The 14191-nt window shown below is 36.7% G+C and carries 16 protein-coding genes and 1 tRNA gene; 6 read left to right on the forward strand and 11 right to left on the reverse strand.

The features are described from left to right. Positions 1-6: 6 nt before the first annotated feature. Both sodA and MHB74_RS21015 read right to left on the reverse strand, forming a co-directional pair. Complete coding sequence (gene sodA, locus MHB74_RS21010) at positions 7-618, reverse strand: superoxide dismutase [Mn] (RefSeq protein WP_001052034.1); 612 nt, start codon at positions 616-618, stop codon at positions 7-9. A 221-nt stretch (positions 619-839) separates the two neighbouring features. Next, positions 840-913: transfer RNA gene (locus MHB74_RS21015), tRNA-Ile, on the reverse strand. A 242-nt stretch (positions 914-1155) separates the two neighbouring features. Here MHB74_RS21015 and MHB74_RS21020 point away from each other — a divergent pair. From MHB74_RS21020 to ispG, 3 genes are all read left to right on the forward strand, one after another. Then, positions 1156-1920 carry a DUF1189 domain-containing protein gene (locus MHB74_RS21020; protein ID WP_061677337.1) on the forward strand — a complete coding sequence of 255 codons (765 nt, stop codon included), beginning with the start codon at positions 1156-1158 and terminating at the stop codon, positions 1918-1920. 53 nt (positions 1921-1973) lie between these two features. After that, positions 1974-2339 (forward strand): hypothetical protein, encoded by a 366-nt coding sequence (locus MHB74_RS21025; protein ID WP_061677335.1) that lies wholly within the window; start codon positions 1974-1976, stop codon positions 2337-2339. Between the two features lie 164 nt (positions 2340-2503). Beyond that, complete coding sequence (gene ispG, locus MHB74_RS21030; protein ID WP_131802508.1) at positions 2504-3601, forward strand: flavodoxin-dependent (E)-4-hydroxy-3-methylbut-2-enyl-diphosphate synthase; 1098 nt, start codon at positions 2504-2506, stop codon at positions 3599-3601. A gap of 78 nt (positions 3602-3679) precedes the next feature. Here ispG and MHB74_RS21035 read toward each other — a convergent pair whose 3' ends face one another. The 4 genes from MHB74_RS21035 to MHB74_RS21050 form a co-directional block, all read right to left on the reverse strand. Then, positions 3680-4093, reverse strand: coding sequence for a Fur family transcriptional regulator (locus MHB74_RS21035; RefSeq protein ID WP_001054512.1), 414 nt, complete (start codon positions 4091-4093; stop codon positions 3680-3682). 13 nt (positions 4094-4106) lie between these two features. Beyond that, complete coding sequence (locus MHB74_RS21040) at positions 4107-4940, reverse strand: metal ABC transporter permease (protein ID WP_061677330.1); 834 nt, start codon at positions 4938-4940, stop codon at positions 4107-4109. After that, complete coding sequence (locus MHB74_RS21045) at positions 4940-5710, reverse strand: metal ABC transporter ATP-binding protein (protein ID WP_061677328.1); 771 nt, start codon at positions 5708-5710, stop codon at positions 4940-4942. The genes MHB74_RS21040 and MHB74_RS21045 overlap by 1 nt, the downstream gene beginning before the upstream one ends. A 243-nt stretch (positions 5711-5953) precedes the next feature. Continuing rightward, on the reverse strand, positions 5954-6832 hold the full coding sequence (locus MHB74_RS21050; RefSeq protein ID WP_061677326.1) for a YitT family protein: 879 nt from the start codon (positions 6830-6832) through the stop codon (positions 5954-5956). Positions 6833-6981: 149 nt separating this feature from the next. On the opposite strand from MHB74_RS21050, the gene MHB74_RS21055 reads away from it, so the two are divergent. Further along, positions 6982-7236: a DUF2624 domain-containing protein gene (locus tag MHB74_RS21055; protein ID WP_061677324.1), complete on the forward strand. Its 255-nt coding sequence runs from the start codon at positions 6982-6984 to the stop codon at positions 7234-7236. A 26-nt stretch (positions 7237-7262) separates the two neighbouring features. Here MHB74_RS21055 and MHB74_RS21060 read toward each other — a convergent pair whose 3' ends face one another. Both MHB74_RS21060 and MHB74_RS21065 read right to left on the reverse strand, forming a co-directional pair. After that, positions 7263-8159 carry a deoxyribonuclease IV gene (locus tag MHB74_RS21060; RefSeq protein WP_061677322.1) on the reverse strand — a complete coding sequence of 299 codons (897 nt, stop codon included), beginning with the start codon at positions 8157-8159 and terminating at the stop codon, positions 7263-7265. Between the two features lie 275 nt (positions 8160-8434). Beyond that, the gene (locus MHB74_RS21065; RefSeq protein WP_061677320.1) at positions 8435-9745 is read right to left on the reverse strand and encodes a DEAD/DEAH box helicase; all 1311 of its coding nucleotides are present in this window, start codon (positions 9743-9745) and stop codon (positions 8435-8437) included. A gap of 180 nt (positions 9746-9925) precedes the next feature. Between MHB74_RS21065 and vrrA the strand changes: the two genes are divergently transcribed. Both vrrA and MHB74_RS21075 read left to right on the forward strand, forming a co-directional pair. Then, positions 9926-10672 carry a VrrA/YqfQ family protein gene (gene vrrA, locus MHB74_RS21070; RefSeq protein ID WP_061677318.1) on the forward strand — a complete coding sequence of 249 codons (747 nt, stop codon included), beginning with the start codon at positions 9926-9928 and terminating at the stop codon, positions 10670-10672. Between the two features lie 89 nt (positions 10673-10761). Beyond that, positions 10762-11715, forward strand: coding sequence for a 4-hydroxy-3-methylbut-2-enyl diphosphate reductase (locus tag MHB74_RS21075; RefSeq protein ID WP_061677317.1), 954 nt, complete (start codon positions 10762-10764; stop codon positions 11713-11715). 37 nt (positions 11716-11752) lie between these two features. Here MHB74_RS21075 and MHB74_RS21080 read toward each other — a convergent pair whose 3' ends face one another. The 3 genes from MHB74_RS21080 to cccA form a co-directional block, all read right to left on the reverse strand. Next, positions 11753-12874, reverse strand: a complete 1122-nt coding sequence (locus tag MHB74_RS21080; protein ID WP_061677315.1) for a Nif3-like dinuclear metal center hexameric protein — start codon at positions 12872-12874, stop codon at positions 11753-11755. After that, positions 12871-13578, reverse strand: a complete 708-nt coding sequence (locus MHB74_RS21085; RefSeq protein ID WP_061677313.1) for a tRNA (adenine(22)-N(1))-methyltransferase — start codon at positions 13576-13578, stop codon at positions 12871-12873. Before MHB74_RS21085 ends, MHB74_RS21080 begins: the two co-directional genes overlap by 4 nt. A 165-nt stretch (positions 13579-13743) precedes the next feature. Further along, complete coding sequence (gene cccA, locus MHB74_RS21090) at positions 13744-14100, reverse strand: cytochrome c550 (protein WP_000828145.1); 357 nt, start codon at positions 14098-14100, stop codon at positions 13744-13746. Positions 14101-14191 lie beyond the last annotated feature (91 nt).

Raw genomic sequence — 14191 nt, forward strand, 5'->3', positions numbered from 1 at the left:
TGACAATTATTTAGCTTCTTGGTAACGTTTTTCAGCAGCGTTCCAATCTACAACGTTCCAGAATGCACCGATGTAGTCCGGACGACGGTTTTGGTAATTTAGGTAGTAAGCATGTTCCCAAACATCTAAACCAACAACTGGAGTTTTACCTTCAGTTAGAGGAGAATCTTGGTTTGGCGTGCTTGTTACTTCTAACTCACCATTGTTTACTACTAACCAAGCCCAACCAGAACCGAAACGAGTTGCGCCAGCTTTTGCGAATTCTTCTTTGAATGCATCGAAGCTACCGAATTTCGCTTCAATTGCAGTTGCAAGTTCGCCTACTGGTTGTCCGCCGCCGTTTGGAGATAAGATTGTCCAGAAGAATGTATGGTTAGCATGTCCGCCACCATTGTTACGTACTGCTGTACGGATTGCTTCTGGTACTTCGTTTAAGTTTGCAACTAATTCTTCTACGCTTTTGTCAGCTAATTCTGCATGACCTTCTAAAGCAGCGTTTAAGTTTGTAATGTACGTGTTATGGTGTTTTGTATGATGGATGTTCATTGTTTCTTTGTCAAAGTGAGGCTCTAAAGCATCATACGCATAAGGTAAATTTGGTAATTCGTGTTTTGCCATTGTTATATTCCTCCCAGTTTATGTATTGCCACTTAAGTGACATACAACTTCATTCTACCCTAATTGCCATAGGGTGCAAACAAATAAATCACATTGTCTTGCTATCATTAACGTAGCAAAATTCCCACTTCTTTTCAATTAAAATGCTCATATATTCCGTAAAAAAAGCTCCCTTCTACAAGGAAGCTTCCTACTGACGTAATAAACATGTGAAATGGATATGGACCCTGTAGGACTCGAACCTACGACCGGACGGTTATGAGCCGTCTGCTCTAACCAGCTGAGCTAAGGGTCCACAATTATGTATGTAACAACATATCAAATAAAGGAATTCCTATCGGATATATCCTTTAAGAAATGTAAGATAAATTTACCATATGGAAAAGAAAAGTGTCAATTGTATTTTTCTCATTTAAAAGAAGAAAATTAATAAAAAGAAATTTAGTTATCTCCACTATATGTAAATATAATATATCTTGAGATTCTCTAGATTCCTACGTTACAATGATTTTATACATACACAAAGGAAGTGAATCTATGTCCATATTTACCCAATTAGCAAAAAGCGTATATTCGCCTAAAGATATGGCGCTATTCCGTTTTCAAAAAATCGGAAAAACCATTTTGTATATTATGCTACTTTGTCTAATCACTACTATTCCAAGAACATTCTTTTACGGTAGCTTTATCCAAGATAGTGTTACTATGGTAAATCAAGCAATTGAAAAAGATTTACCTGATTTTAAAATTGAAAACGGTGAACTAAAAGCAGATATTGAACAACCTATTCAAAAGGAAGAGGGAGATGCTCTTTTCGTATTTGATCCCAATACAACAGATATAGAACAATATCAAAACAAAACTGGTTTATTTATTTTAAAAGATAAAGTAGTTTCTATAGGAAATGGTCAGCAACAAACATACTCCTATAATGATTTATTAGGGACATCTCTTGAGAAGAAAGATTTGCAAGATTTTATTTCTGTATTCGATAGTATTTATCCAATTTTACTAGCCGTTATCGGCGTGTTAGTATACCTATTCCAATTGTTTATTACTTTCTTAGGAATTACTTTACTTGCGTTTATAGGTTCTGCTATGAGTGGTCAACGTAAATTATCTTATAAGCAAGTATGGACGTTAACTGCATACAGCTACACAATTCCAACAATCTTCTTTATGATTATGGATTTATTCAAAATTGTTGTACCTGGTTCTACATTCATTTATATCGCAGTTGTTTTAATTGTTCTATACTTAACGATTAAAGAAGTTCCAAAACCGAACGAAAAAAATGCCTAAATAGGCATTTTTTTTTTGGACAAGCATATATTCCTAGCAAAGGAGTGAAGAATATGAAGAGATTAGGTATATTCTTATTCGTGCTTGTTCTTGGTTATATATTTTATTACGATATAAAAATCGGCACTTTACCGATGTTAAGTTCATATAAAAAAACAAATGCGGCCCAAACGATAAAACAAGAAAATACAGATACAAAACAAAATAAAGAGAACAAAACAGAAAAAGAAGCAAATGTCACTTATAAAACAATAGAAGTCAAAACAGGTGATACGGTTCTTTCCATTACAGAAGCGATTAATAAGAAGAAAATTCCTTCTATCGAAAAAGTAATTGATGATTTTAAACAATTAAATAAAAATACATCTGCTACAAAAATACAAATTGGAAAGTCTTATAAATTCCCGTTATATCAATAAGCAATCACTTAATCCTTGTCAATTACATAAAGGCGCTGATACAATAGTAAAAGTGAAACCGAGCACTTCGGTTTCTATAGCCCTGTATCACGTATACTATCATTGATATGAGGGACTAAATAAGAAACTTCTTTTATAAGGAGAGCGATCTATTCGTGAATGAAATGACTCATCGTACAAAAACACGTCCAGTTAAAGTCGGTAATTTAACAATTGGCGGTAATAATGAATTAATTATACAAAGTATGACAACAACAAAAACACATGATGTTGAAGCAACAGTTGCTGAAATTAAACGTTTAGAAGAAGCTGGCTGTCAAGTCGTTCGTGTTGCTGTTCCAGACGAACGCGCAGCAAATGCTATTGCTGATATTAAAAAACAAATCAACATTCCACTTGTTGCTGATATTCATTTTGATTATCGCCTTGCTTTAAAAGCAATTGAAGGTGGCATTGATAAAGTACGTATCAATCCAGGTAACATTGGTCGTCGCCATAAAGTAGAAGCTGTTGTAAACGCAGCAAAAGAACGCGGTATTCCAATCCGTATCGGTGTAAACGCAGGTTCATTAGAGCGTCACATTTTAGAAAAGTACGGATACCCAACTGCAGATGGTATGGTCGAGAGTGCCCTACATCACATTAAAATTTTAGAGGACTTAGATTTCCACGATATTATCGTATCTATGAAAGCCTCTGATGTTAATTTAGCAATTGAAGCATACGAAAAAGCTGCACGTGCTTTTGATTATCCATTACATTTAGGTATTACAGAATCTGGAACATTATTTGCCGGAACTGTAAAAAGTGCCGCTGGTCTTGGAGCAATCTTAAATAAAGGCATCGGAAATACACTACGTATTTCATTAAGTGCTGACCCAGTTGAAGAAGTAAAAGTTGCACGTGAACTATTAAAGTCATTCGGCCTTGCATCTAATGCAGCAACACTTATTTCTTGTCCAACTTGCGGTCGTATTGAAATTGACTTAATTAGCATCGCTAACGAGGTAGAAGAATACATCTCTACACTAAAAGTACCAATTAAAGTTGCAGTACTTGGCTGCGCTGTAAACGGTCCTGGTGAAGCTCGTGAAGCTGATATCGGTATTGCCGGTGCACGTGGAGAAGGATTATTATTCCGTAAAGGTCAAGTTGTTCGTAAAGTACCAGAAGAAATCATGGTAGAAGAACTGAAAAAAGAAATCGACGTAATCGCTGCTGAAATGGCTGCTGAACGAGAAAAAGAAACACAAGAACAATAAAAAGAAGGTTGCCACAATATTTGTGAGCAACCTTCTTTTCTACGTAAAAAGCTCGTCAGTTATATAACTGACGAGCTTTTACTTTGCACATTTTGGACAACGGCCGTATATTTCAAACTTATGACCGGTTACTTCATAACCGTTAAAATCTTTATTCATAAAATCCATCGGGCAGGAAGTAATCTCTTTCGTCCCCCCGCAATCTAAACAAATAAAATGATGATGATGTTCCATAATAGAACATGTAAATCGAAAATGTTTTTCACCATTTAATTCCGTTTGTTCCAGAACACCAATTTCAGCAAACACCGTTAAGTTACGATAAATCGTATCAAAGCTAAGACCTGGATAATCATCCTTCATATGCTCTAAAACGTCTTTCGCCGTTAAATAACGATTGTGAGCTGCAAATAACCTGAGCATTTCTTCCCTTTTCCCAGTATGTTTGTATCCTTTATCTTTCATTAGGCGTAAAGCTTCTGTTAGATTCATATCTATCCCTACTTTATGCAGTTTTTTTCTTTTTCCATAAAATCGCACCAATTAAAATAAGAACTGCTATCATAACAATTGTACCACCTGGCGCTAGATCAAGTTGATATGAAGCAAACATTCCACCAATTACTGCAATTTCACCAAATAAAATGGAAAAGAAAATTGTTTGTTTAAATCCATTCGCAATACGAATACTTGCTGCAACTGGTAAAGTCATTAATGATGATACGAGCAGAACCCCTACTACACGCATTGATACTGCAATGACAAGAGCAACCAATATAATGAAAATAAAGTGAATCCACTTTGCACTCAAACCAGTTGATACAGCGTATTCCTCATCAAACGATAGTAAAAATAACTCTTTGTATAATAAAGTAATCGTTGCAATAACAACAATTGCTACAATGCCAATAATGATTAAATCTGTACTTGTTACAGCACTTACACTCCCAAATAAATAACTAAATAAATCAGTGTTAAATCCATTTGCAAGTGATATAAAAATAACCCCAATCCCCATTCCTGCTGAAAGAATAATCGGAATTGCTAATTCTTGATAATGTTTATATACAGTACGTAATTTTTCAATTAGTAACGCCCCACCAATAGAAAAAACCATCCCCATATATAAAGGATTTAAAAATCCTCCTGTAAAAATTGTTTTTTCTAGTAGTAGACTTGCAGCAATACCTGATAATGTCACGTGACTTAATGCATCCGCAATAAGCGACATACGGCGAATGACAACAAACACACCGATAAGCGGTGCAACAAGTCCTATTAAAATTCCTGCATATAAAGAGTTACGTAAAAAGTCATATTGTAAAAAATCTTGTATCATTATATCCTCCCGTGATGCTCATGCTCGTGTTCTAAACGATGAACATGATGTCCATATAAGACCGACATTTCCGCATCTTCTAACTCTCGGAACTTCTCTACATTTCCATGGAAATGTAGATGTTGGTTTAAACATGCAACATGTGTTACCTTTTCCGTAACAGCTCCCATATCATGAGTAACGAGAATTAATGTGATTCCTAACCTTTTGTTTAAATCCTCTAATATCTCATAAAAACTTTCTACATTCTTCACATCGATTCCAACAGTGGGCTCGTCCAAAATAAGTAATTCAGGATCACTAACGAGCGCACGAGCAATAAATACACGCTGTTGTTGTCCACCAGAAAGTTCTCCGATATTGCGCCCCTGAAACTCACTCATCCCCACATCAGCAATCGCTTTTTCTACCTTTTCCTTATCTTTTTTCGTAAAAAAGCGAAACAGCCCTTTTTTCGAAACGAGTCCCATTGATACAACTTCAAAAACAGTTGCCGGAAAACCAGAATTAAAGCTATTTGCTTTTTGCGACACATAACCAACTTTGTTCCATTCTTTAAACTTCTTACTATCAACACCAAACAAACGAATACTTCCCTGCTTTGGCTTTAAAACGCCTAATAAACATTTTAGCAAAGTTGATTTCCCAGAACCATTTGGCCCAACTAAACCTAAAAAAGCTCCCTTCGGAACTTGCAAATTAATATCTTCTAACACATTTCGATCTTCATATCGAAATGACAATCCTTCTATTTCTAATATATTATTCATAGCATCTCACCTATTTTAATTCAGAATGATTCCGATTTATATCTATTTGAATTATAGTACAGCTTATTATAGTTGTAAACCAATCTGCCTAAAATATATCATTTTTTTCAAGAAACCTTACTATTATAACAAAAAGCAGAGAAAAATTCTCTGCTTTCGAAAAATATCCCTATAAAACGTAACCTTAATCAGATGAGGCCATCTCCTACCGATTATTTGCCCTCAAATAGCGGGATACATGTTTTAGTGAATAGCCGATTTAAACTTACCACCATTTGTCTCTTGCGTACTCATAATCGTAACAAACGCATTCGCATCAATTTCATACACAATTGATTTTAACTTTGTCACTTCCAGACGCGTTACAACTGCATAAATAACTTCTTTTTCTTTATCCGTGTAACCGCCTTTCGCTACAAGCTTTGTAGTTCCACGACCAAGACGATGCAAAATCGCATTTGATACTTCCTCATATTGATCTGATACAATTAAAACTGCTTTCGTTTCATCTAAACCTTGAATGACTGTATCAATTGTTTTGAAGGCAATATAGTACGCCATAACAGAATACATAGCTTGTTCAACACCAAATACAAATGCCGCCCATGCAAAAATAAATAAGTTCACAAACATTACAAATTCACCAACAGAGAAAGGTAATTTCTTCGTTAATAAAATACCCATAATTTCTGTTCCGTCCATTGATCCACCATGACGAATAACGAGTCCTACACCAAGACCTAAAATAAGACCACCAAACACTGTCGCTAAAATTGGCTCTGTTGTAAATGGTGGAACAGCATGTAACGTTGATTCAATAAATGCTAAAGCTACAATACCGAACGCCGAAGATAGCATGAACGTTTTTCCGATTTGCTTATAGCCTGAATACATAAATGGGATATTGAGAATAACGACTAAAGTAGAGAAACTTAACCACCAAATATTAGGAGTAAGATAATCTAATATAAGAGAAATACCAATAATTCCACCATCAATAATTTTATTTGGCATTAAAAATAGTTCAATCGCTACCGCTGCGCATGCCGCCCCAAAAATAATCATAACTAAACGATAAATAAGATGGATAACACTTTCTTTTCGATGTTGCTTCTGCTCCATAAATCCTCCCTATACTCTTTTTCTATAGTTTTGTCCTTATATTATAACATACGCTTCTTTTTCTCATGAAAAAAGAAACTCTATACGAATATGTACAAGCTACGTACTCATATATTTCGATAGAAGAACGTGTGAAGGAGGATAACTCGATGAACCTCATTAAACAACTCGTAAATAAAAAATTAAATCATATTTCTACAAAAGAGTTATTGAAATATAGCAAAGAATATGAAGTCTCTATTACGACTGCCCAAGCCGATCAAATTGTTTTACTTATGAAAGGAAAGAATATTAACATTTACGATAATGACGAACGGCTAGCGCTCTTAAAACAAATAGCAAAAGTAACCTCCCCTGCTACTGCCCAACAAGTAAATACTTTATTTCAGCAACTACTAAAATAAGGAGGGGAAAATCCCCTCCTTATTGCTTATTGCGCTTTAATTTTCTCAAGAATTCCTTCATCAAAAGTACCATTTTTCAGCATTTCGATTTCTAATTTATATGGTGGCTTCTTATCTTTTTTATCTTCACCTACATATGGCGTTTCAAGAATTTTTGGTACGTGCATTAACTGCGGATGATGCACAATATGATGTAACGCTTTATAACCGATATGACCGAAGCCGATATTTTCATGACGGTCCTTTCCTGCGCCGCGTACATTTTTACTATCATTAATATGAAGTACCTGCAAACGATCAATACCAACAATCTTATCAAATTCGTTTAATACGCCGTCAAAATCATTTACAATATCATATCCTGCATCGTGCGTATGACACGTATCAAAGCATACTGATAATTTCTCATTATATTTTACACCATCAATAATCTTTGCAATTTCTTCAAAGCTACGACCGCATTCCGTTCCTTTTCCTGCCATCGTTTCTAACGCAATGTTAACCGTCTGTTCTGGCGTTAACACTTCATTAAGCCCTTTAATAATTTGTTGAATACCAGCATCCGCTCCTGCCCCAACGTGCGCACCTGGGTGAAGAACGATTTGTTTCGCCACACCTAATGCCGATGTTCTTTCAATTTCCATGCGAAGGAAGTCTACACCTAATTGGAATGTTTCTGGTTTCGTCGTATTCCCAACATTAATAATATATGGCGCATGTACGATAATGTCCTCAATACCGTTTAGTTCCATATGTTTTCTTCCTGCTTCTATATTCAATTCTTCAATTGGTTTTCTTCGTGTATTTTGTGGCGCACCTGTATAAATCATAAACGTCGTTGCACCGTATGAAACAGCCTCTTCACTTGCTGCTAATAACATTTTCTTACCACTCATGGAAACATGAGATCCAATCTTTAACATACAATCACCTCTTCAATATACAATAGATATAATGATAGCATAATTTGTAGAAATATGTAGTGAATTGTTTGTTCCTAAAACACTACGCAAATTGTAACTGGCTACACCGAAACTTTAATCAGTGTTTTTTCCATTCCCCGCTGATTATTAGCCCTCACCAATCGGACTTTAATGGGCAGCCCGACCCCGACCTAACTTCTTTGCTTTCGCTGAATTTTGAGGTGGGGGTCTTACTGCCCATTAAAGCGGGATAAAAAAAGATAAGGGGGCTCCCCTTATCTTTTTTTATTGCTATATTTTTTCTTCACTTTGTCACGTTCTGTTGCAAGTTTACGTTTATAGTTTGGTTTTACTTTTTTCGGCTTTTTAATAACTTTTGTTGCCATAACGTCAAGTTCATCATTTGGTTTCTTACGGCTCTTACGACGACGACGTTCACCTAAATCCGCCCACTCATCTCCACGTAAATCTACATGCTTGAATTCAATATGACGTTGTTTTTCTAAACTATCTAACGCTTCTTCGTTTGCTGGATCATAAATCGTCACTGCAATACCTGAATGCCCTGCACGTGCTGTTCTTCCAACGCGGTGAACGAAGAAATCTAAGTCTGATGGAAGTTCGTAGTTAATAACATGACTAATTCCTTCAATATCAATACCACGTGCTGCTAAATCCGTTGCAACAATATATTGGAATTCAAGGTCACGAATTTGTTTCATCATTTTTTTACGATCACGCGGTGATAAATCTCCGTGAATTCGTCCAACTTTTAAGCCACGTTCCATTAATCCGTCAGCAACCTGATCCGCCATCTTCTTCGTATTCGTGAAAACAACTGCTAAATATGGTTTAAATTGTAGCAACATTTTGTTCACTAAATCGATTTTGTTACGATGTTTAGAAGGTACTAAATAATGTTCAATATTCCCAGCCGCAACTTGTTTTGGATTGATATGAATATGCTCTGGATTCTCCATATATTTCTTCAGAAACGGTTTTAGTTTTTGAGGAATTGTTGCAGAGAAAACTAGCATTTGCAAGTTTCTAGGCATGCGTGCTGCAATTTTGTCTACATCATGAATGAATCCCATATCAAGCATTAAGTCTGCTTCATCGACAATAATCGTATTTGCTTTATGAACAAATAGCGCTTGCTCTTCTACTAAATCTTTAATACGTCCTGGTGTTCCAACTACAACATGAGGTTGCTTTTTCAACTTTTCAATTGATCGTTGTTTATCAGTTCCACCAATTAAACAACGTGCTGTAATCATTTGATCTTCCGCACAAAACTTTGTTAATTTCACGATTTCTTCGTAAATTTGTTGTGCTAACTCACGAGTAGGCGCTGTAATAACAAGTTGTACTTCTTCACGACTTGCATTAATTCTGTTCAATGTAGGAAGTAAGTATGCATGTGTTTTCCCAGAACCTGTTTGGGATTGTCCAATTACACTTACACCTTTTTTCACAACCGGGAAAATTTTCTTTTGAATTCCTGTCGGCTCTGTAAAGCGTAGTTCACGAACTGCATCTATTAAAAATGGTTTAAAATCATACTGTGTAAAAGTTTGTTGTGTCATAAGTTACACCTTCTTTCTAAATTTCTACTGCGCGCACAAATCAGTCAAGTCTACATTATATCGAAATCTACAAGTAAAATCCATCTTTAGTTTAGGTTTTTCCTTCAAAAACTAACCTTCTTCCCTCTTATTGCATATTGTATGTGTATATACCTAACTGAAGAAAGGAGGATTTCTCACATGTTTCCAAAATCTCCTACAAGGCAAATGTATCCGAATCCAGGACAGCAACCTTATACACCATATCCAATTCCACAACTACCACCGATGGCACAAAAAAAGAAAGGTTTCCTTGCTAAACTCTTTAAAAAAAATGATCCCACCGAGCCTTTCATGCAAATGGTTCCACCTTATCGACAAATGGAAGGACCGCCGCCAATGATGCACCAGCACCAGCGCCAGCAACCGCCGCCCCAATATCAACAACAATACCAATACCAACAACAATACCCGCAGCAATACTCACAACAATATCAACCATACATGCAGCCGCATCCAGAGCAAATGATTCCCCCTCAAATGTATGAATCAAATGAAACGCGCGGCGGTGCAGCAACTACAGCAGCATCCAGTAGCGGCATCGGCAGTTTTTTTGCGAATTTAATTTCGAATCCAACTAATATGATAAACAATATTGAAAAAGTTTCCCAAGTCGTTCAATCTGTAAGCCCTGTCGTCGAACAGTACGGTCCTATTATGCGTAACTTACCAAGCATTGTTAAAATCCTCACCTCTGGAAAAAGTACGGAAGAAGATTCAACTGAAGATCAAGCTGAAGACATAGCAGAAAAGGTTGAGGTAGCAACTCCGCCTCCTCCACAAAAAAAAAGAAAAAGAAAAAAAATAGTGATTGAGCCTGTCATAGAAAAAGAATTACGAGAGGAGCCTGTTCAAAAAATAGCAACAAAACCAAAACTATATGTGTAACAATCCTTTGTTTTCTATCCACTCCTCCTTTATAATGTAAAAGACTATGCACAAAAGTATCCCTTGTTTAGAAGGAGAGGATTACTCATATGAAAATTGTTAAAATTTCCCCTCGTGGTTATTGCTACGGTGTTGTGGACGCGATGGTTATTGCACGTAACGCCGCATTAGATACATCATTACCAAGACCTATTTATATTTTAGGTATGATTGTTCACAACAAACATGTAACAGATGCGTTCGAAGAAGATGGCATCATTACATTAGACGGTCCAAGTCGATTAGACATTTTAGATAAAATCGAATCTGGTACTGTTATTTTCACTGCACACGGTGTTTCTCCAGAAGTTAAACAACGTGCAAAAGAAAAAGGTTTAACGACAATCGATGCCACTTGTCCAGATGTTACAAAAACACATGACCTTATCGAAGCAAAGAAAGCTGAAGGTTACCATGTCATTTATATCGGCAAAAAAAATCATCCAGAACCAGAAGGCGCAGTTGGTATCGCACCTGACATCGTTCATCTTATTGAAAGAGCTGATGATTTAAAAACATTAGAAATTCCAACGGATAAGATTTTAGTTACGAACCAAACGACGATGAGCCAATGGGATGTTCAGCATTTAATGGAGGACATTCAGAAGAAATTCCCAACAGCAGAATTCCATAAGGAAATTTGTTTAGCAACTCAAGTTCGCCAAGAAGCGGTCGCTAAACAAGCTGATGTTGCCGATTTAACAATTGTTGTCGGTGATCCAAAAAGTAACAACTCAAACCGTTTAGCACAAGTATCACAAGAAATCGCTGGTACGAAAGCATACCGCGTTGCAGACGTAAGTGAGATTAAATTAGAGTGGCTACAAGGTGTAGAAAACGTAGCTGTTACAGCAGGTGCTTCTACTCCAACTCCAATTACGAAAGAAGTTATCGCTTTCTTAGATCAATATGATCCAATGAATCCCGCTACGTGGGAGAGAGTTCGAAAAGTACCGTTACAAAAAATATTACCTCGTGTAAAAGTGAAAAAAGAACAAAAATAAAAACCGTTGCCTATATGGGCAACGGTTTTTATTTTTCTTATACAAATGTAAATGGGTCTGTATGTAATTGCGAAGCATGAATGTGTACATTGAGTTTCTTTGCATCCACTTTTTCTTGTAATTGCTTTTGCACACCTTTCTTCATTACTTTTTCAACGTTATGTCCTGGGTCAACTATATTTAAGCCGAGCATCATCGCATCATGAGCAACATGATAATACATGTCACCCGTTACATATACATCCGCTCCCTTAAATTTAGCTTGATTGATGTATTTATTACCATCGCCACCAAGTACAGCTACTTTGCGCACTTTATCATCTAATTTCCCAACAACTCGTGCACCCTTTACATCTAATGATTTCTTTACATGTTCTGCAAACTGTCCAAGTGTCATTTCTTCTTGTAAGTATCCTATTTTCCCAAGCCCTAATGTTTCGCCTTTGTTATCAAGCGGATACACATCATACGCTACTTCTTCATATGGATGTGCCGTTACCATTGCTTTAATCACTTTTCGCTGTAGTGAAGCTGGAATAATCGTTTCGATTCGCACTTCTTCTACGCGCTCTAACTGTCCAGTTTCCCCGATATAAGGATTTGTCCCCTCTTGAGGTACAAACGTACCTGTACCCTCGCTACTAAACGTACAGTGGCTATAATTGCCGATATGACCAGCACCTGCGTCTCCTAATGCTTTCCGTACTTCTTCTGCATGAGTTACTGGCACAAACACAACAATTTTTCCCATTTCTTCTGCATATGTCGGTGCCAGAACTTCTGTATTTTGCAATCCTAACGCCTCAGCAAGTAAATCATTTACCCCACCCTTAGCGACATCCACATTTGTATGTGCTGCATAAATGGCAATATCATTTTTAATACACGTTTCAATAATTCTTCCGTACGCTTTATCTGTATGAATCGCTTTTAACGGATTAAAAATTAAAGGATGATGCGCAATAATGACATTTGCTCCTAATTGAATTGCTTCCTCCACAACTTCTTCCGTTACATCTAACGCAATCAATACGTGCTGTACAGGTTTATTAAGCGCTCCAATCTGCAGGCCAATCTTATCTCCTTCCATTGCCAAATGCTTCGGATACATACTTTCAAATAAAGAAATAATTTCATGGCCGTTTGGAATTTTACTCATGATAAAACCTCCCCTATCATTTTCATTTTCGCTTCTACTTCCGCACGCTTCGCTTTTGTTTCTTCAGAATCAGCCGCACGTTCTAACTGCTTTAAAATATTTTGGAAGTTTTTCAATTCTCCCTCCCATTTCTCAACGAAAGCTTCACCTTTTTCTTTTATTAAAAATGGACCCATAAACAATTCAGCTTGCTTATTCTCAGAGTAAGGCATCGCAATGTTTCCACGCTCTCCTACTAAGATCTCGTAAATTTTCCCATCTTCTTTTACGATTTTTTCATGGATAAGCTCCCATCCATTTTCAATAAACCATTCACGGATGTGATGCGCTGCAATATTCGGTTGTAAAATTAAACGCGTTACACCTTCTAATTTTTCTTTACCACTTTCTAAAATGTCACGAATTAACGCTCCGCCCATTCCGGCAACCGTAATTACATCTACTTCTCCCGGCGCGATAACAGCTAATCCATTCCCTTTACGCACATCCACTTTATCTTGTAAGCCACTTTCAGCTACAGTTGCTTGTGCAGAGCGAAATGGTCCATCTACAACCTCTCCTGCAACTGCTTTTGTAGCAATATTATTTATAATTGTATAACACGGTAAATACGCATGATCCGATCCAATATCAGCAACTGTAGATCCTACTGGTATTTCGCGCACAACTTCTTCTAATCGTTTTGAAAGCTTTACTTCATTCATGTATTTCCATTACTCCTTCTCTTGTCAGTCTGTCTCCATGATAATGAATTTATAGTAGTTGTTGCAAGCCCATAACAACAATTCACTTCTCGATCACTCATCGTATTTTAGAAAATATAGAAAAACAAGCCCTTTGCATAAGCAAAAGGCTTGTCATACGAAACTTTATTTTTTCTTCGACAACCAATCAGCTACTTTAGCCGCTTGATCAGCTGGAACTATATTTGGTGGCATATTTCCTTTTCCTTTCGAAAGAATTTCTTTAATTTCATCTTTCGAAAGTTTCCCACCAATCTTTTGTAAATTAGGCCCTACTGCCCCTTGTAACTGGTCACCGTGGCAGCTCGTACAGCTTTGCTTCACAATATCCTCTGGCTTCGATGCTGTTTGCGCTGGCTTCCCACCATTTTTTGCATCAGCTAACTCTTTAGATTTATTTAGCCCCTGAAATGAAAATACAAACATAACGATAATACCCAATGCTGCAATAAGAGCGAACGGAATCAGCGGATTACGTTTCATATCTCTTCTCCCCCCTCTATACCCCTAAATAGTTAGATGATTCAGTCATTTCCATTGTACTTGAAAACGCTCTATCAGAAAAGAGTAAACT

The organism is Bacillus sp. FSL K6-0069 (assembly GCF_038007785.1).
Classification (GTDB): domain Bacteria; phylum Bacillota; class Bacilli; order Bacillales; family Bacillaceae_G; genus Bacillus_A; species Bacillus_A mobilis.